Annotated in this window: 17 protein-coding genes; all 17 read left to right on the forward strand. The window is 36.7% G+C overall.

Annotation, left to right across the window (positions count from 1 at the left end; genetic code table 11):
- The coding region (locus AC1DRF_RS07205) for a glycosyltransferase (RefSeq protein ID WP_477740490.1) at positions 1-402 on the forward strand (402 nt) is incomplete at its 5' end.
- A gap of 26 nt (positions 403-428) precedes the next feature.
- On the forward strand, positions 429-1,748 hold the full coding sequence (locus tag AC1DRF_RS07210) for a UDP-glucose dehydrogenase family protein (protein WP_477740491.1): 1,320 nt from the start codon (positions 429-431) through the stop codon (positions 1,746-1,748).
- 88 nt (positions 1,749-1,836) lie between these two features.
- On the forward strand, positions 1,837-3,225 hold the full coding sequence (locus AC1DRF_RS07215) for a sugar phosphate nucleotidyltransferase (protein ID WP_477740492.1): 1,389 nt from the start codon (positions 1,837-1,839) through the stop codon (positions 3,223-3,225).
- Positions 3,226-3,292: 67 nt separating this feature from the next.
- Positions 3,293-4,375 (forward strand): glycosyltransferase, encoded by a 1,083-nt coding sequence (locus AC1DRF_RS07220; RefSeq protein WP_477740493.1) that lies wholly within the window; start codon positions 3,293-3,295, stop codon positions 4,373-4,375.
- Between the two features lie 17 nt (positions 4,376-4,392).
- Complete coding sequence (manA, locus tag AC1DRF_RS07225; RefSeq protein WP_477740494.1) at positions 4,393-5,403, forward strand: mannose-6-phosphate isomerase, class I; 1,011 nt, start codon at positions 4,393-4,395, stop codon at positions 5,401-5,403.
- A 203-nt stretch (positions 5,404-5,606) separates the two neighbouring features.
- Entirely contained in the window at positions 5,607-6,359 is a 753-nt protein-coding gene (locus tag AC1DRF_RS07230) for a YveK family protein (protein WP_323599888.1), read from the forward strand.
- Positions 6,349-7,059 (forward strand): CpsD/CapB family tyrosine-protein kinase, encoded by a 711-nt coding sequence (locus AC1DRF_RS07235; protein WP_226701041.1) that lies wholly within the window; start codon positions 6,349-6,351, stop codon positions 7,057-7,059. Before AC1DRF_RS07230 ends, AC1DRF_RS07235 begins: the two co-directional genes overlap by 11 nt.
- 225 nt (positions 7,060-7,284) lie before the next feature.
- Positions 7,285-8,184 (forward strand): hypothetical protein, encoded by a 900-nt coding sequence (locus AC1DRF_RS07240; protein WP_477740495.1) that lies wholly within the window; start codon positions 7,285-7,287, stop codon positions 8,182-8,184.
- A 49-nt stretch (positions 8,185-8,233) separates the two neighbouring features.
- The gene (locus AC1DRF_RS07245) at positions 8,234-10,894 is read left to right on the forward strand and encodes a CgeB family protein (protein ID WP_477740496.1); all 2,661 of its coding nucleotides are present in this window, start codon (positions 8,234-8,236) and stop codon (positions 10,892-10,894) included.
- Between the two features lie 15 nt (positions 10,895-10,909).
- On the forward strand, positions 10,910-12,517 hold the full coding sequence (locus AC1DRF_RS07250) for a glycosyltransferase family 4 protein (RefSeq protein WP_477740497.1): 1,608 nt from the start codon (positions 10,910-10,912) through the stop codon (positions 12,515-12,517).
- A gap of 31 nt (positions 12,518-12,548) precedes the next feature.
- The gene (locus tag AC1DRF_RS07255; protein WP_477740499.1) at positions 12,549-13,256 is read left to right on the forward strand and encodes a DUF6270 domain-containing protein; all 708 of its coding nucleotides are present in this window, start codon (positions 12,549-12,551) and stop codon (positions 13,254-13,256) included.
- 339 nt (positions 13,257-13,595) lie between these two features.
- Positions 13,596-14,363 (forward strand): tyrosine-protein phosphatase, encoded by a 768-nt coding sequence (locus AC1DRF_RS07260; RefSeq protein ID WP_064471422.1) that lies wholly within the window; start codon positions 13,596-13,598, stop codon positions 14,361-14,363.
- Between the two features lie 20 nt (positions 14,364-14,383).
- Positions 14,384-14,536 (forward strand): hypothetical protein, encoded by a 153-nt coding sequence (locus AC1DRF_RS07265; protein ID WP_176521256.1) that lies wholly within the window; start codon positions 14,384-14,386, stop codon positions 14,534-14,536.
- Positions 14,537-14,601: 65 nt separating this feature from the next.
- Positions 14,602-15,726, forward strand: coding sequence for a non-hydrolyzing UDP-N-acetylglucosamine 2-epimerase (gene wecB, locus AC1DRF_RS07270; RefSeq protein WP_097824094.1), 1,125 nt, complete (start codon positions 14,602-14,604; stop codon positions 15,724-15,726).
- A 24-nt stretch (positions 15,727-15,750) separates the two neighbouring features.
- A complete protein-coding gene (gene galU, locus AC1DRF_RS07275; protein WP_045293121.1) occupies positions 15,751-16,632 on the forward strand; it encodes a UTP--glucose-1-phosphate uridylyltransferase GalU in 882 nt (293 codons plus the stop codon).
- 58 nt (positions 16,633-16,690) lie between these two features.
- A complete protein-coding gene (locus tag AC1DRF_RS07280; RefSeq protein WP_477740498.1) occupies positions 16,691-17,944 on the forward strand; it encodes a glycosyltransferase family 4 protein in 1,254 nt (417 codons plus the stop codon).
- Positions 17,938-19,138, forward strand: a 1,201-nt coding sequence (locus tag AC1DRF_RS07285) for a glycosyltransferase (protein ID WP_477740500.1), incomplete at its 3' end; no start/stop codon positions are given. The genes AC1DRF_RS07280 and AC1DRF_RS07285, both read left to right, overlap by 7 nt.

Raw genomic sequence — 19,138 nt, forward strand, 5'->3', positions numbered from 1 at the left:
GAAATTAGCAACGTGCATTTCTTACCGTATCAACCAAAGGAATTTATTAAGTATTCGTTAAATGCTGCTGATGTTCATTTAGTTGTGAATCAAAAAGGAATCAAAGGTGTATCTGTGCCTAGTAAGATTTATGGTGTTATGGCGGCTGGAAAACCAATTTTAGGTGTATTAGAGCAAGGTAGTGAGGCTCAAATGTTAATTGCAAAAGGCAAATGTGGTGTTGTAGTGGAACCGCAAGACTATCAAGGAATCACTAAGCAGATAGAGTATCTATATAAATTAGAAAAAGAAAAATTATTAAATTTAGGTTTTAATGGACGGGACTATTTAGATCAGCATCTGAAGCGTGAAATTTCGATTAATAAATATCGTGAAACATTGCATAATGTTTTACAATCTTAAGTGATATGTGAAAGGGTGCTTGAAAAATGAAAATTGCAGTGGCTGGTACAGGCTATGTTGGTCTAGTAACGGGTGTTTGTTTAGCAGAAAATGGCCATGCTGTTAGTTGTGTAGACATAGACGATAAAAAAGTGGCGTTAATGGAAACTGGAATTTCTCCTATTTATGAACCAGGTCTTGAAGATTTAATGAATAATAATATGGAACGTTTGCATTTTACAACAGACTATCAGTCGGCTTATAAAGATGCAGACGTTATTTTTATTGGTGTTGGAACCCCCGAAAAATCAGATGGTTCAGCAAATCTGAGTTACGTGTACGGTGTAGCGGAGCAAATCGCTTCTAGCATTGAAAAAGACTGCGTAGTAGTAGTGAAATCCACAGTTCCAATTGGTACGAATGATAAAATTGAGAGTCTTATTAAATCTCAGTTGAAACATGACGTGAATGTATATGTTGCTTCGAATCCAGAGTTTTTATCTCAGGGAACAGCTGTAAGAGATACGTTGCATACTTCTCGAATTGTAATTGGAGTAGAAGAAGAAGCTGCTGGTGAGACATTAAAAGAAGTATATAAAAACTTTGATGCTCCTATTGTCGTAACGAATAGAAAAAGTGCTGAAATGATTAAATATGCATCTAATGATTTCTTAGCGTTAAAGATATCGTTTATTAATGAGATTGCAAATCTTTGCGAGATTATTGGAGCAAATATTGAAGATGTGGCACTTGGCATGGGGTACGACGGTCGTATTGGCAACAAGTTCTTAAATGCAGGGATTGGCTATGGGGGCTCTTGTTTCCCAAAAGATACCAAAGCATTGCACTGGCTGGCGAATTTCCATGATTACGAGTTAAAAACAGTAAAAGCTGCGATTGATGTAAATGAAAATCAAAAGCTTAAGCTTATTAAGAAATCCCGCAAATATTTTAATAGTTTAAAAGGATTAAATGTAGCCGTTCTAGGACTAACGTTTAAACCGGGAACGGATGATTTACGAGAAGCACCTACGCTTGTAAATATTCCGCTTATGTTAGAAGACGGAGCAAATGTTAAGGCTTGGGATCCGATTGGGATTGATAATTTTAAGAAAGTACATCCGGAAGATGTGACATATTGTTATTCAATTGAAGAAACGCTTAAAGATGCAGATGTTTGCTTTATCTTTACAGAATGGGATCAAGTAAAGCATTTTGATTTAGCAAATTACAGCAAACTAATGAAAAATCCAATTGTTATTGATGGTAGAAACTGTTACGACTTAGAAAGCGTAAAAAGTGCAACTATGGTGTACGACTCTATTGGAAGAGAGACGATTCATAACTTAGAGGTTTCATTAATTTAATGATGTAAGTCTGAAATAAAATGAATTTAAAATAAACTACAAGCAAGAGCTGCAAAGAAGCAGGTCTTTTTTTATTGGAGGGAAATAAATGAAACTTGTGTTGTTATCGGGTGGATCTGGTAAGCGTCTATGGCCATTATCAAATGATACGCGTTCGAAGCAGTTTTTAAAGGTATTAGAAGGACGAGATGGACAGAAAGAGTCAATGGTTCAGCGCGTCTGGAATCAAATTGAAACGGTTGGGTTAAATGAATCAACAGTTATTGCAACGTCCAAGCTTCAGCGTGATATGATTCGAGGTCAAGTGGGAACCGACATTCCGTTAATTATCGAGCCTGAGCGCCGCGATACGTTTCCAGCGATTGCTTTAGCTGCTTCATATCTTCATTCTGAGGAGCAAGCATCTGAAGATGAAATCGTTGTCGTGCTGCCGGTTGATCCGTACGTGGAAGACGGATTTTTTGAACGTGTAAAAGATTTAGAAAGTGTGCTTCGTGATTCAAAAGCGGATTTAGCATTAATGGGTGTTACACCTACGTATCCTTCAYCTAAGTACGGATACATCGTGCCGGAAGGGAAGGTACAAGGGGACAGTTATTTTACAGTCGATTGTTTTACAGAAAAGCCGAGTGAAGAAGCAGCGGTTGGATTAATTAATCAGCGTGCGCTTTGGAACTGCGGCGTTTTTGCGTTTCGTTTAGGTTATTTGCTTCAAATTTTACAAGAGAAAAAACTTCCACTTCAATTTGAAACGCTACATAAAGAATATACAACATTGCCTAAAATTAGTTTTGACTATGAAGTGGTCGAAAAGGCAAGTCATATTGTCGCGCTTCCTTATGATGGGTACTGGAAAGATCTTGGTACGTGGAATACGTTAACGGAAGAAATGGCGACATCTCAAATTGGAAAAGGTGTATTAACGGACGACTCAGCTAATACGCATTTAGTAAATGAGTTAGATATTCCGGTTACGGTATTGGGCGTAAAAGATGTAGTTGTTGCGGCTAGTCCAGACGGAATCTTAGTTGCGGATAAAGCATCTAGTCCTAAGATTAAAGAAATTATCGGTGACTGGAACTATCCTCCAATGTATGAAGAACGTCTTTGGGGCTGGTCCCGCGTGTTAGATTATGCGAAGTATGATGAAGAAACTGAAATGGTGACAAAACGTATTCATATTTCAAAAGGAAAGAACTCGACGTATCACTATCATAACTTGCGTGATGAAGTATGGACGATTGTACGTGGAGAAGGAGAGCTTGCCCTTGATGATTACATTCGTCGCGTAAAAGCAGGAGACATTATTCACTTGCCGGCTGGCAAAAAGCATGGAATTCATGCATTAACCGACCTTGAATTTATTGAAGTCCAAACGGGAAAAGTCATTTCAAATGAAGATAGTATTCGCCTTATCTATGAATGGAACGATGTAATTAAACAATTCCAATCATCAAGACCGCAGGTGATTTTATAAGGGATAGAAGCTTAGATACAGTCAAAGCTTCTATTTTTTTATGCAAGCAATGAGGAGGTGCTTCTGGTTGAAAACAATTGCCTATTATATTTCAGACTACGGATATGGTCATGCGACTAGAAGCACGGCCATTATTCGTCAATTATTAAAGCAAAATGAAGGAATAGAAATTATTATTTGTCATTCATTTGCGATTGAGTTTCTCAGACAATCTTTTAAATATGAACATCGTGTGAGGTTTCGAGAGATTTTAACGGATGTCGGCTACGTACTAAAAGAAAATTCTTTAGAACCAGATGCTGATTTGTTAAATCATCGAGTTGCTTCTTATGTATCAAGCTTTCATACAAAGCTTATGTATGAAGTGCACTTTATGAAAGTAGCCAACGTTTCATTTGTGATTTCGGATATTTCTCCGTTAGGGATTGCAGGTGCCTATCTATTAAACCTGCCTTCTTTAGGAATATCAAATTTCACTTGGTTTACAGCATACGAAGGGTTAATTGGAGAGCTATCGCTGGAATTTTTAGAAAAACGTTATCAGCAGATGACATATCAGTTTTTGCTAGCATGCAGTGATGAGCCGCACTGGGGTATGAAAGAAAATCAAAGCTTTGGTTTTTATTCAAGAGAAATAAACGATGCTGAAGTACAGCGTATTCGTAAAGAGATTGACCCTGTGGGTGAGAGTCACATCATCTACTTCGGTCTGGGGATGAAAGTAGATATTGGAACCTTGTCCGACTTGTCAATTTGGCAAAGTCCAAACTGCAAGTTTATCGTTTCATCGAATGTGGATGTTACTCATCCCAATGTCTATAAAATTTCTCAAGAGGAAACAGAAACGCAGCACTATGTAGCAGCAGCTGATCTTGTTTTAACAAAAGCCGGCTGGGGCACGATTAGTGAAGCGGTTTGTGCTGGTGTGCCGCTGTTGATTACAAATCGCAGCAGTATGAAAGAAGATCGTCATACGATTGATTATTTAGTTCATCATCAGCTATGCGACTTGATAGAGTGGAAAGAGTTAGAAAGCTTAGTAGTGACTCCTTCACTCATTGAGACATGCAGGCGGCAACAAATCAATCTTTATAAAAACGAAGCGGTACATATCGCAGAAAAAATTAATAAAAAAATAAACAGTAAGTAAGGAGTTCATTCAAAACGATGAAAAAAGCACCTATTTTTTTAGCGCCTCTATTTCAAGAACGTATCTGGGGTGGAACCGAGTTGGAGAGTCAGTACGGGTATAGTATACCTTCCCCTCAAACGGGCGAGTGCTGGGCCATTTCTGCTCATCCAAACGGTCCAAATACAGTTCGAGAAGGTCATTATGCCGGCAAAACGCTAGGTGAGCTTTGGGATGAGCATCCAGAGATATTTGGGCATTTTAACAGCCCTTGCTTTCCACTATTAACAAAAATTTTAGATGCCAATGACGATTTATCCATTCAAGTGCATCCAGGTGATGAGTATGCACAGGAGTTCGAAAATGGTGAGCTCGGGAAAACAGAATGTTGGTATATCCTAGACTGTAAAGAAGATGCGACGATGATTTTTGGTCACCGTGCACAAAGTAAAGAAGAATTTATGCAGTTAGTAAACGAAGGTCACTGGAATGATTTATTGCAGCGTGTAAAAATCAAGCCCGGTGATTTTTTCTATGTTCCAAGCGGTACGCTGCATGCTCTTTGTGAAGGAACTCTCGTTCTTGAAACGCAGCAAAGTTCAGATACAACGTATCGTGTGTATGACTATAATCGCCTCGGACAAGAAGGAAAGCTGCGAGAACTTCACTTAGAAAAAGCAATTGATGTGACAACCATTCCTCATACTGAATCACATATAGAGCCTATTAGTATTCAAGAAAAAGGCGGCACCATCACTACTTTTTTAGAAGAAGATTATTTTTCTGTCTATAAATGGGATATACAGTCTTCGCTTGAGTTAGTTCAAACTCACCATTTTACATTAGGAAGTGTGATTGAAGGAAACGGAATGCTTTGGACAGAAGAAGGAGAGTTTCCGCTGCAAAAAGGAGATCATTTTATTTTGCCAAGTTCGATTGAAGCATTTACTTTAACAGGCCAGCTCGAAGTTATTGCTTCTCATCCAAATGAGAAGAGTCAGCGTATGTACGAAGCTGCAAATGTTTCGGGAGATATGGCAAAAATCTAACGGACCGTGTAAGAACATAATAGGTCATTTATCATAAATGGTATAAATATTTTACATGCCATGTCGATATAAAGATAGAAAGAAAAAATAAGAACTGTCAATATTTCATTTAATTTACAAAAGAATATAGTAAAAGAATCTTTTGTCAACTATAATGAACAATATATTGAATTTTTAGAAGTTACTAAGTTCGGAGGTCAACTATGGAAGAGACAATTAGTTTGCGAGAGTTGTTTACAGTGCTTCGTAAGCGTCTTTGGCTTATTGTACTAATTACAATTATCGCTGCAACAGTAAGTGGAGTGATTAGCTTTTTTGTGCTAACGCCTGTGTATGAATCAAAGACACAAATTTTAGTCAATCAAGCAAAAAATGATCAGCAATTGTACAATACGCAAACTGTTCAAACAAACGTACAGCTTATTAACACGTACAATGACATTATTACAAGTCCGGCTATCTTAGATAAAGTGGTCAAAGAGTTAAAAATGGATAAGTCCGCTCAATCCCTAAGCGGTCAAATTCAAGTAACAAGCGCACAGGACTCGCAGGTAGCACAGATTGTCGTACAAGATACAAGTGCAAAACGTGCGGCTCAAATTGCAAATACAACGGCTTCTGTTTTCCAAAAGCAAGTGCCTAAACTTATGAATGTAGACAATGTTAAAGTGCTGTCAAAAGCAACGGTTGGTGAAAGTGCTAGTCCGATTAAACCTCAGCCGCTTTTAAACATTGCGATTGCGATCGTAGTTGGTTTAATGGTAGGTATCGGGTTGTCATTCTTACTTGAATACTTAGACAATACGTTAAAAACGGAGCAAGATATTGAAAACATTCTAGGACTTCCCGTGATTGGAGTCGTCACGAATATTAAGGATGTGCCTAAGCCATCAAACGTATCGCGACCAGATGTAGCTGCTCGTGTACCGCAAAGAGGTGAGACGTATGGCTCGTAAAAACAAAGCTCAAAAAAATGATAAAATGCTAACGTTAAAAAGACGTTTGCTTGCTCATAACAGTCCAAAAGATCCTGTAGCGGAACAGTACCGTACGATTCGTACAAATATTCAGTTCTCAAACGTTGATCAAGACATTAAAACAATTGTCTTAACATCAAGCGGAGCGGAAGAAGGAAAGTCTACAACTTCTTCTAATCTAGCAACGGTTTACGCGCAGCAAGGTTTAAACGTATTACTGATCGACGCTGATTTACGTAAGCCAACGGGTCATTACACGTTCCGATTAGAAAACCATATTGGCCTTACAAATGTATTAACTCGTCAATCTACATTAGCGCAAGCGGTTCAAGAGTCAGAAATTCCTCATCTTTCTGTCCTAACAAGCGGTCCGATTCCGCCGAATCCATCTGAACTGTTAGCATCTGCTCAGATGACCGAGTTGTTAAAAGAAATGAAGAAACAGTTTGACATGATTATTTTTGATACGCCGCCAATTTTAGCTGTAGCTGATGCGCAGATTTTAGCGAATCAAGTAGACGGTACGATTTTAGTAGTCAGCAGCGGTAAAACAGAGAAAGACGCTGCGTTAAAATCGAAAGAGCTGTTAAGCAACGCGAAAGGCAAGCTGCTTGGGGTTGTGTTAAATAACCGAAAAGTAGAAGAAGGTAATTATTATTACTACTACGGTCAAAACTAGTTAGTAACCAGCGCCTCTCTAGTTCGAACTAGGGAGGCGCTTTTTTTGCGTTTATTTTTATAGAGTGTAGGTGTTTTGAACCACAAACAAAAGGTTTATTAGTAAAATATATTTATAGCCTTCACGTTTCGTGATAAAATCTACGTAGTATATTTGTAGATAATTAGAAGAAAAACTATTATTTTCTATGATGTTTACTGGCTAATAGAGGAGGAGTTATTCAACATGTCCACCAAGACAATGAATAAAGCAAAAGAAGCTGACCATTCAGCAGCTTATTTACATAGGGATGAAGAAAAAGATCTTATTATTAATAAGTTAATTAACGAAAAAGAAGCATTAGAGCAGGAGTTCACAGAAATCCTTGAATTTATTTTGAACGATATGAAAAACCAAGAAGACTTGTTCTCTGAAAAAAATAAAGGATTACTGATGCACTTAAATCATGATTCTCTGTACAAACAGAAATATGACAAAGCAGCAGCTGATTTAAAGCATTTGCATGCGATGAAAAAAGAAACGGATAAACTTATCACAGTGTTAAAAGAAAATGAGAAAAAAGAACAGCAGCGAGCGGTGCAATTACAAAAAGAAAATCAGCAAATGAACCATAAGTTAGCAGCAGTTAGTGAAGAAAAACAGCAACTAAATCATAAGCTTGCTTCCGTTAATGAAGAGAAACAGAACGTGATGAAAGAAGTGGCAGCACTAACAGCTGAAAATGAAAAGGCATTAAATGAACGAACAGCACTCGCTAAGGAAGTGACGTTGCTAACACAGGCGAAGCAAGAAGCCTTGAAACAAAATGAATTACTAGTAAAAGATATTCAGCAGCAAAACGAAGAAATGAAAGTGATGAAAAAAGAAAAAGAGCGCTTGAAGACAGAAGTTCATACGTTAGAAGCTGCTAATAAGAATACGGAACGTGAATTAGAGTCGTTAAGAAAGCAGTTAACAAGTGCTAACGCACAAATCAATGAAATGAAGCAAGAAAAGAAGCAAATGAATAATCAAGTAGCCGAGCTTCAAGATGAAAAAGAAAAATTAGAGCAGCGCGTATATAGTTTAGAAAACTCGACGTTGGGAAAAATTACGGTTTCATATTGGAAAATGAAAAATAAGTAAAAACGAATGAATAGCAAAGTCTATTTAATGAGTATGAGTGGAGGAACACATGAGTAATCGTTTTTTGCCTTTATATAACCAGTATAGAGTAGAAATGAAAAGTTTGGACTTCTTATTAAAAGCCAAACACAGCTATCCAAAAGATATCCTTAGTTTGAATAAAGAAAATTGGAGCATACATACGGAAAATGTAACAGTAGCAAATGAAGCGAACTCACTGTATGTAGATCATACTATGAGTAAGAGAGATTCTTTTTATATTGCGTATTTAGAAGAGAATACTAACTTTAGTACAGGTCCAATGTATGACTGTCAATTAGAGCCTGATCAAAAATACCTTGTTAATTTTAACGGGCTCACAGATGAGCATGTGAAAATCGATTTATTTGTGATTTCATACAAAAATCAAAAGAAAGTGAATATCCAGTCGGTTCATTTGAATCGCAGCCAAACGATTGAAACAGAAAAAGACGCCGATTCATTTCGGATAGCCATTCGTTTTATCGGAAAAGGAAGTTCTGTTATTCAACAAGTTCAATTTGTTGAATTAAATAAAATTTTAGAGACGGTTTCGCCTTCTGTACAGCCTAAAAAAGAACCGATTAACTTAGAAGAATACAAGTGGCAGCATGTTATTAATTCTAATGAAATGTTTAATGAAAAGTGGTTTGTTCCTAAAGCAAAAAATACAGCAAAAGTTACGTTTTCTCCTAACGGTATTCATGCGGATTTTGATTTTGAAGAAGATGAGTATCAGTATATTTCGTACAGGGAACAAAATATTAATTTCAGCCAAAAGTCAATGAAGTTTCCAATAGAAGTTAATTCTGAATACCGATATGAAGCAACGGTAAAAGGAAATAAGCAAGATACAGCAGGCGTTCACTTTTTCCTTATTTTCTACGCCGAAAAAGGAACAAAAGAGCAAGTCGAAGTATTAAACTTAAATGAAACAAAGTCGATTCAGCTCGATTCTTCGGTTGTGTCTTGTCGTCTTGCGGTTAAATTTTTTGGCAAAGGTTTTGCACAGGTTGAAGAAATTGAGATTAAGAGAAAGCGAGAAAACAACTTCTTGTCTCATACACATCTTCGTCAGCTAGGCTTTGATACCCCTAAGAAATTAAAAGATGTGAAATTAGCCGTGATTTGTGATGATTTCACGATGCAGTGCTTGAAGCCGGAATGTGACTTGATTACGTTTGGACCAGATGATTGGAAAGCACAGTTTACGATTAACCGACCTCACGCTCTTTTTGTAGAATCTGCATGGCACGGCAACGGAGGAAGATGGACGAGGAAAGTAGCGAAAGGGAACGGTAAAAGTAATTTAGATCTTTTTGAACTCATTAATTGGTGTAAAGAAAACGAAATTCCAACAATTTTCTGGAATAAAGAAGACCCTGTTCATTTTAACGCATTCGTAGATATCGCAAAGCATTTTGATTATATTTTTACAACGGATCAAAATTCAGTGGAGAATTATCAAAAGAGAGCTAACCATAAGAACGTAGCTGCTCTTCCATTCGCAGCTCAGCCTTCTATCCATAATCCGGTGGAGTTATATAAACGTGAAAATGGAATTAGTTTTGCAGGTTCTTATTACGCTGTTAAATATCTCGAGCGTCAAAGAGATATGAATATGCTGTTAGAATCGGCTGCACATTATAATTTAACAATCTATGACAGAAATTACGGAAAGAATTTAATTGAATTTTATTTTCCAGAGCACTTGCGACAGTATACAACAAACAGCTTAAAGCCGTCTGAAATTGACAAAGCGTATAAAGGCTATAAGGTTGCTTTGAATGTAAATAGTGTCGTTGATTCACCAACGATGTTTTCACGACGTGTATTTGAATGCTTAGCTTCCAATACACCGGTTGTAAGTACTTATTCAACGGGAATTGAAAATATTTTTAATGATATCGTGTTTATGGGAACGACGGAGCAGGAGTTTGAAAAAGAATTTGACAAGCTGTTACATAATGAGGCTTATTACAGACGCCGAGCGCATCAAGGTTTACGAAACGTACTGCAGCACCATACCTATGAGAATCGCTTAGAGTATGTGTTCAATCAAGCCGGCTTTGACTTAGAAGCGACGTCTGTCATGATTCATGTATATAGCTTAGTAGAAAATAGCAGTGAGATGAGACGCGTTTTAGATATGTTTGCCGAGCAGTCATATGATTACAAAAAGCTAACGTTTATTCAAACAAAGCCTTTCGCTTACGAACAGCTGAAAGCAGATTTAGAGAAAATGAATGCTGTTTGTGTAACAGAAGATGAATTTAAGCAGTTATCGCTTCAAGACAAGACAGGCTATGTTGCTTACTTTGATTCCTCTAACTTTTACGGAGAACATTATTTAATGGATTTAGCATTAGCYACAAAATACACAACGAGTGAAGCTATCGGAAAAGGAAGCTATTATACGTTTGAAAATCAGCAGTTTACATTATCATACGCAGATAAGAGACATGTCTACACAAGTGAGTTAAATATTGATTCTTGTATGCTAAAATCAGAGGTTTTACGTGAAGTAAGTATGAATGAATTAGTAGAGCTTTTCCGTTTGAAAGGTTCAGTTGATTTTCTATTTGCAAAAGGATACCGACTTTTTTCTATAGATAGTTATAACTTTGTTCGAAATCTCAAAAAAGTTTCTAAACAGGCTAAAAAGCAATTAAATGACTTGGTGAATATTTAAGACGGGAGTTATATAATGAAGACATTTTCTTTAACACCTACCGAGGTTCTGAAATTTGAAGATCAGTGGGTGTACGGCAAACAAAATAGCTATACGTTTGATTCAAAACGTATAGCGCAAGAGTTGATTATTAATGTACAAAAAGTAAAGGAAGAGGCTAGTTATACATTTATTTCTTATGGTGAAGATTTAGAAGTGGACGTTCGTGCTGACAATACGTATATCGCTACTATTCAAGGAGATACGTCAGATAGCTTGGATGTTCAGCTTATTGTATCAGGTCTAGTCAATGGGAAAAGTGTATTAACTGAGCAAGTTGGGTTGGATATTAGTAAAACGATTACGTTTCCTGAAGGTACGGAAAAAGCAAAAGTAAAATTACGTGTAAGCGGAAGCGGACAAGCAAAAATTAGAGAAATCAGCCTGTCTGCTTTTGAAGCAGAGCTAGTGGAAGTGGAGCAAGCTATTTATCGTAGTAATCAAGAAGCAGAATATCTTGTTTTAACGAACGTTTATCCTGAAAAAAATAACCTCTATCGAAATATGTTTGTTCATAGAAGAGCGGAATTATATGAAMAGCACAATTTGAATGTGGATGTATTCAGATTAAGCATAAAAGAAAAAGCATTAGGCTATTATAATTTCGAAAATATTTCTGTCTTAACAGGTGGCCAAAAAGAGTTAACTAAGGTATTAAATAAAAAAAAGTATAAGAAAATTTTAATTCATTTTGTGAATGAGGATATGATGGAAGCAATTGAAGCCAGCCATGTAAAACAGACGCCGATTCTTGTTTGGATTCATGGAGTGGAAACAGAGAAATGGTATAGAAGATGGTTTAACTTTACCAATGATTCAAGCAGTCTGGAAAAAGCACTTGCTTCTATTAAAGAGAATAAAAAACGAACAGATTTTATGAAATCTATCTATGAGAGTACGGCATTAAATATTAAATTCATCTTTGTTTCAAAATGGTTCAAAGAGGCAGTTGCAGAAAGTGATACAAACGCATTTGTTAAAAACTATTCTATCATTCATAACGTAGTAGATGATCAGCTATTTAATTATGTGAAAAAAGATCCCGAGCAGCGTAAAAAAATACTAAGCATTCGACCATTTGCATCTCATAAATATGCAAACGACCTTTCAGTGAAGGCTATTTTAAGCTTATCCACAAAACCTTATTTTGATGAGTTAGAGTTTAATATTTACGGTCAAGGAGCATTGTTTGACGAAATCTTAGAACCTGTTCGTTCTTTTAGCAATGTTCATATTCATAACCACTTTCTTCCTCAAGGAGAAATAGCAAATATTCATAAAGAACATGGTTTATTTCTATGTCCAACTCGTTTGGATGCGCAAGGTGTTTCTATGTGTGAATCGATGTCAAGTGGATTAATTCCGATAACGAACGGTGTCACTGCCATTCCTGAGTTTGTGAATGACGATTGTGGATTCTTAGCAGCACGAGAAGATGCTGAAGGACTTGCTGAAAGTATTGATTATCTCTATCATCATCCAAAAGAGTTTACGAGAAAGTCAGCAAACGCAGCTCAGCGTATGAGAGAACAGTGCAGTATTGATAAAATCATTGATCAAGAATTAGCTGAAATCATGTATTGATAAAGAGGGGATTATTACGAAGAAAATTGTTATTTTAGGAAGCTGTGTGACTAGAGATGCTCTAGAGTTCACAGAAAGCAGTCAGTATTCGTTGGAAATGTATTTTGCCCGTTCTTCTCTTATTAGTCTCTGTTCAACTAAAGTAAAGATTAAAAAAGCAGACATTCAGTTAGCTTCAAATTTTCAAAAAAAAATGGTCTATTATGATCTTATCAAATATTTTCCACGTTATATAAAAGAAACTAAAGCTGATTATCTCCTAATTGATTTTATTGATGAACGAATGGAAGTGCTTGAGAGAAACGGCAGTTATGTAACGCGCTCTAATGAATTTGTTCATTCAAATGTAAACGAACAGATCCAATATGAGGAAAGTGAATTAACTAAAGAAGAAATCAACGAACTGTGGAAAAAAAGTGCTTTGCAGCTGATTGCAGATTTAAAAAGCAGGTTTAATCCTGAACAAATCATACTGCACAAAGCGCTTTGGCGATATTCTTACATTGACAAAAATGGAGAAGAACAAACGTTTAAAGAACATTACTGGATCAAGCGGAACAACGACAAAATAGATGGTTACTATGAATTCTTCCAAGAGAATTTTCCAGGCATTCACGTAATCGATTTAAATGATCAGTATCATGCTGATGAATCTAACAAGTGGGGGCTTTCTCCATTTCATTACGAGGAAAAATATTATAAGGCATTCATTGAGCAGTTGAATAAGATATGTCAATAAGTACTATCAGATTTATTCATAATAAGGAGAAAAGATATAGTTTCTCAGGTGAAAATATGTAAAAAGACATAAGTATTTTATGGTAAATTAAAACGTTGAATCAAAGAGTTACTTTTAACCTTGTTGTTAAAATGTAGTCTAAACAGGCTTAAAAAGCGCTTTTAAAGCCTTAAAAAGTAGGTAGATTGAAATAGATAGATTTGTTTATAATATTCTAAAAAAATGACAATAGACTCTGAAGAGGGAAATTCGACAAAAAAAGACATAGAAATACATGTCATAATATGCTAACATAAGTATTGCTTTTATTAGGTCTTAAGAAGGATAGGGTGAAAGTTGATGATTGACTTACATTGTCATATTTTAGCTAATATTGATGATGGTTCTCAAAGTGATGAAATGAGCGTAGCGATGGCTAGAAAAGCTGTTTCAGAAGGAATTACCCAAATTGTGGCCACACCCCATCATCAAAACGGCCGATATGTAAATGAGAAAGACCTTATTGTAAAAAAAGTGAACGACCTAAATGAATTACTCGTTAAAGAAGACATCCCTTTGACCGTATTACCAGGTCAGGAAAATAGAATTTATGGCGAAATTTTGGAAGATTATCAAGATTCCAAAATATTAACTTTAAATGATACTGGCAAATATATATTTATAGAATTGCCTTCTAGTCAAGTCCCTTACTACACCGAGCGACTTTTATTTGATATTCAGTCTAAAGGAATTGTTCCCATTATTGTTCATCCCGAACGAAACAGTCGATTGATAGAAGAGCCAGAGCTTCTTTATAATTTAATCAGTAAAGGTGCATTGGCTCAAGTAACGGCTTCTAGTGTAGCGGGACGATTCGGAAAAAAAATAAAGAAGTTTTCCCATCAGTTAATAGACGCTCATCTTGTTCATTTTGTTTCATCGGATGCACATAATCTCGATGGACGTTCTTTTCATATGCAGGAAGCTTTGGATAGCATTGAAAAAGAAAATGGAACAGAAGTGATTTACGCTTTTTTAGAGAATGCTGAGTACGTCATAAAAGGGCAAATGTGTTTTAAAGAACCTCCAGAAAGAGTAAAGAGGAAAAAAATTTTAGGGATTTTTTAGAAGTCGGATAGGTGAGAGAAATGAAAACTTTTGATACATTACCTAAAACAGTAAAAAAGACCGTCCGGTACATTAGACAAGACGCTTCTTATGATCAGCTTCTTGTTTTAAAAAGGTATTTGATGGAAGCGATTGACAAAAAAGAGCAGGAATTTTATAAGCGAAATAACTAAGCTTCTAGTAAACTAGAAGCTAGTATTTCTTATACATACATACTTACATGAAATCAGGTGACTCTATGAAAAACCGTATTAAAGTAATGACGATTTTTGGAACACGTCCAGAGGCTATTAAAATGGCTCCTCTTGTATTAGAATTAAACAAACGTTCAGAAGAATTTGAATCTATCGTAACAGTAACAGCTCAGCATCGTGAAATGCTAGACCAAGTGCTGCGTGTGTTTGATATTACACCGGATCACGACTTGAACATTATGAAAGACCGTCAAACGCTTATGGATGTCACAACACGTGGACTTCAAGGACTAGATCAAGTCATGAAAGAAGTTCAGCCTGACATCGTACTTGTTCACGGCGATACAACAACAACCTTCATCGCAGGTCTTGCGGCTTTTTATAATCAAATCAAAGTAGGCCATGTAGAAGCGGGTCTTCGTACATGGAATAAATATTCTCCGTACCCGGAAGAAATGAACCGCCAGTTAACAGGTGTATTAGCGGACCTTCATTTTGCTCCTACTACCAAATCTGCGCATAACTTGCTGCAAGAAAACAAAAAAGAAGAAACGTTGTTTATTACAGGAAACACAGCAATCGATGCACTAAAAACAACTGTGTTAGAAGAATATTCTCATCCGGTATTAGATCGTGTAGGGGATGACCGTTTAATTCTGTTAACCGCTCACCGCCGTGAAAATCTTGGTGAACCAATGCGCAATATGTTCCGTGCGATCAAACGAATTGTAGAGGAACATGATGACGTACAAGTAGTCTACCCTGTACATTTAAATCCTGTTGTTCGTGAATTGGCAGATGAAGTATTAGGAAATGATCCTCGCATTCAATTAATTGAACCTCTAGAAGTAGTAGATTTCCATAATTTCGCTTCGCGTGCTCATATCATTTTAACGGATTCAGGCGGCGTGCAAGAAGAAGCTCCTTCATTAGGTGTGCCGGTATTAGTACTTCGTGATACAACCGAACGTCCTGAAGGCATTGAAGCTGGAACGTTAAAGCTTGCAGGTGTAGAAGAAGAAACCATTTATTCACTTGCTAAAGAGCTTCTAACAAATGAAGAAGAATATGCACGTATGTCTAAAGCGTCGAATCCGTACGGTGACGGCTTTGCTTCAAAACGTATCGCTGATGCGATTAGCGAATATTTCAGCGCTCAAAATAAGTAATTAGTAGATGGGGGAAGTTTAATCATGTCAAAAGTGAAAAAAGCAATTATTCCAGCTGCTGGATTAGGTACACGTTTCTTACCCGCAACAAAAGCAATGCCAAAAGAAATGCTTCCAATTGTAGACAAACCGACCATTCAATACATTATCGAAGAAGCAATTGAGTCTGGTATTGAAGACATTATTATTGTAACGGGTAAAGGAAAGCGTGCGATTGAAGATCATTTCGATAACGCACCCGAATTAGAACAAAACCTTGTAGAAAAGGAAAAGTTCGAGCTTTTGGAAAAAGTGCGTCAATCAGCAAATGTAGAAATTCACTACATCCGTCAAAAAGAGCCAAAAGGATTAGGACATGCGGTTTGGTGCGCACGTAAATTTATTGGAGATGAGCCGTTTGCTGTACTGCTAGGAGACGATATTGTCCAAGCAGAAACGCCTTGCTTGCGTCAGTTAATGAATCAGTATGACGAAACGTTATCTTCTGTGATTGGTGTGCAGACGGTTCCAGAAAACGAAACGAATCGTTACGGAATTGTAGATCCTATTTCAAGCAATGGCCGCCGTTATCAAGTGGATACATTTGTTGAAAAGCCAGCATTAGGAACAGCACCTTCTAATCTAGCCATTATGGGACGCTATATCTTCACACCTGAAATCTTCAAGTTTTTAGAACAGCAGGAAGTAGGCGCAGGTGGAGAGATCCAATTAACGGATGCGATTCAAAAGCTTAACGAGATTCAGCGTGTATTTGCTTACGACTTTGAAGGCAAGCGCTACGATGTCGGTGAAAAGCTAGGTTTCATTCAAACATCGTTAGAATTTGCTCTTCAGCATGAAGATTTACGTGAAGATTTACTTACATTTATGGATGAGCTATTACAGAGAGAAAACGTAAAAGCTTAATTGATATTTCACTAGTTCACTTGGTGAGCTAGTGAAATTGTATTGGAGTGAAGTTGTTTTGACAAAAAGGGTACTTGTGATTTCTCAACATTTTTATCCTGAAATCGGTAGTGCAGGAAATCGTATAAAAAATATATACAAACTCTTAAAAGATGAAAATTATGACGTAAATGTACTGACGACTGAGCCTACATATCCAAATAAAAAGATATATGATGATGAACAGTTTTGGGATGATCATTCAATTGATGAAGAAAATGATGTAACGCGCATCGGTGTGAAAAATCGCAAGTATTCTAGAAGTATTATCAATCGCTTAATGTATTATTTAGAGATTGCTTTTAAAATGATGTTCTTCATTTTAACTGACAGAAAAAAGTACGATGTGATTTTTGTTACATYGCCACCTATTTTTATTGCAGTAGTTGGATTGCTTGCAAAGTATCGTTACCGGAGACCTCTTATATTGGACATTCGGGATCTGTGGCCGGAGTCATTAAAAGGCGTAGGCGTATTCAACTATCCAATTGTCATTTCTGTTTTCAGCTGGCTTGAGAAAGTACTGTATGTAAAAGCCAATCACATTATTGTCAATAGCCAAGGATTTATTCACTTTATGACAGAGAAATATTCAATTCCATCAAGCAAAATTCATTTTATGCCCAATGCTGCTAATGGGACTGAAATTTCCATGGTTGAGTCTGGAAGCGATACGTTTAAAGTGATGTATGCAGGTAATATTGGGTTAGCGCAAGATGTAACGGTTCTAATGGATCTTGCAAAAGAATTGCATGAGTATAATATTGAATTGACGGTTATGGGGTATGGGTTTAAAAAGAAAGAATTTGTTCGGTTTGCGAAAGAGAATAAGTTAACGAATGTTCAATTTATTAAGCCTACAACTCGTCAAAAATGTTTACATATTATTTCAGAGCACCATATTGGTCTTGTTACATTAAACGGAAAGCAAGTGTTTGAAACGGTCCTGCCTGGTAAGATTATCGATTATATGACATGTGGAATTCCAATTGTTGCATCTGTTTCTGGTTATGCAAAAGAGATTATTTTATCACACGAAGCTGGAATTGTGTCGGGTACGAATACAGCAGATGAAATGCTAAGACATATTTTACATTTGTATCAGCATCCTTCTAAGCGCAGTGAAATGTCTCGCAACAGCTTGAATTATGTAAAAAAGCATTTCTATTGGGAGAAAAATATACAAGTGTTATTACAGTTGATTGAGAATAAAGGTTCTGAACCTCTGCAAGTAGAACAGTCAGAATCAGTTGATAAGGTTGAAGTATTATGAGAAAAAATGTCTGTATGTTTGTATGGAATCATTTTACAAATGATGCGCGTGTACTACGTGAGTGCACTGCTCTATCTGAAAATGGCTACTCTGTTGATTTGATCTGTATTCATGATCCGAAGAATTCAGATTTAAAACAATACGAAGAAGTAAATGAACATTTTCATGTTCATCGCGTGAAGCGCTATCCGTCTTCTCTACTATTTATGAAAAAAGCGTATCGTGCACTTCTAAAATATAAAGTGCTCGCTCTGATCGCTTTTTTGCTGTGGTTAGGAGCAGCGTACGTAGCTCCTTACGTAGTCCTTCCTGTTACAATTGTAGCTGCTCTGTTATTAAAAACGAAGCTGCAAGTGGTCTGGGTAAGAGGAAGTATTATCTTAAGGATGATTTTAAAAGGCAGGAAGAAGAATTATGATATTTATCATTCGAATGATTTAAATACGCTTCCTCAAGGATTCATCTGTTCAAAGCTTCGGCTGAAGCGCAAGTATCTTGTGTATGATTCTCATGAGGTACAAACGAGTCGAACGGGTTATGACAGCGGCGTATATGCAAAAATGGAATCTTTCTTTATCAATAAGATTGACTCTATGATTGTAGAAAATCATACACGTGCCAAATACAATGAAGATTTATATGGTTTTTATCCGAACGTCGTCTACAACTATCCATTTCAACCCAAAAAGCGTCATCAAGAAACAATTGACTTACATGAACGTTTAGGGCTTCCTGAAAACGAAAAGATTCTGTTGTATCAAGGTGGTATTCAAACGGGAAGAGGCCTTGAAAAGCTTGTTCAAGCAGCGCCGCTATTTAAAGAGGGGACACTAGTCTTTATTGGAGATGGACGTATTAAACCAGAGCTAGAGCGTATGGTAGCGGAAATGAAATTAGAAGATAAAGTGAAATTCATTCCGAAAGTACCGCTGCAAGATTTACCGAAGTATACAAAAAATGCGTACTTAGGTTTTCAAGTATTAAATAATGTTTGTTTCAATCATTACTCAGCTTCTTCAAATAAATTATTTGAATATATCATGAGCGATGTGCCGGTGGTAGCATGCGATTTTCCAGAGATTAAAAAAGTAGTAGAAGGCGAGCATATAGGACTTTGTGTGGACTCGCATGATTACGAAGAGATTGCTAGTGCTGTCAATCAGTTGTTAAGAGATCCTGTGCTGCGTGCAACCA

The organism is Priestia sp. P5_B4, from assembly GCF_056400385.1.

Coding starts and splice junctions, on each gene's coding strand:
- wecB (WP_097824094.1), top strand. CDS start 14,602: ATGAAAAACCGTATTAAAGTAATGACGATTTTTGGAACACGTCCAGAG.
- manA (WP_477740494.1), top strand. CDS start 4,393: ATGAAAAAAGCACCTATTTTTTTAGCGCCTCTATTTCAAGAACGTATC.
- AC1DRF_RS07265 (WP_176521256.1), top strand. CDS start 14,384: ATGAAAACTTTTGATACATTACCTAAAACAGTAAAAAAGACCGTCCGG.
- AC1DRF_RS07240 (WP_477740495.1), top strand. CDS start 7,285: ATGTCCACCAAGACAATGAATAAAGCAAAAGAAGCTGACCATTCAGCA.
- galU (WP_045293121.1), top strand. CDS start 15,751: ATGTCAAAAGTGAAAAAAGCAATTATTCCAGCTGCTGGATTAGGTACA.
- AC1DRF_RS07230 (WP_323599888.1), top strand. CDS start 5,607: ATGGAAGAGACAATTAGTTTGCGAGAGTTGTTTACAGTGCTTCGTAAG.
- AC1DRF_RS07260 (WP_064471422.1), top strand. CDS start 13,596: ATGATTGACTTACATTGTCATATTTTAGCTAATATTGATGATGGTTCT.
- AC1DRF_RS07210 (WP_477740491.1), top strand. CDS start 429: ATGAAAATTGCAGTGGCTGGTACAGGCTATGTTGGTCTAGTAACGGGT.
- AC1DRF_RS07235 (WP_226701041.1), top strand. CDS start 6,349: ATGGCTCGTAAAAACAAAGCTCAAAAAAATGATAAAATGCTAACGTTA.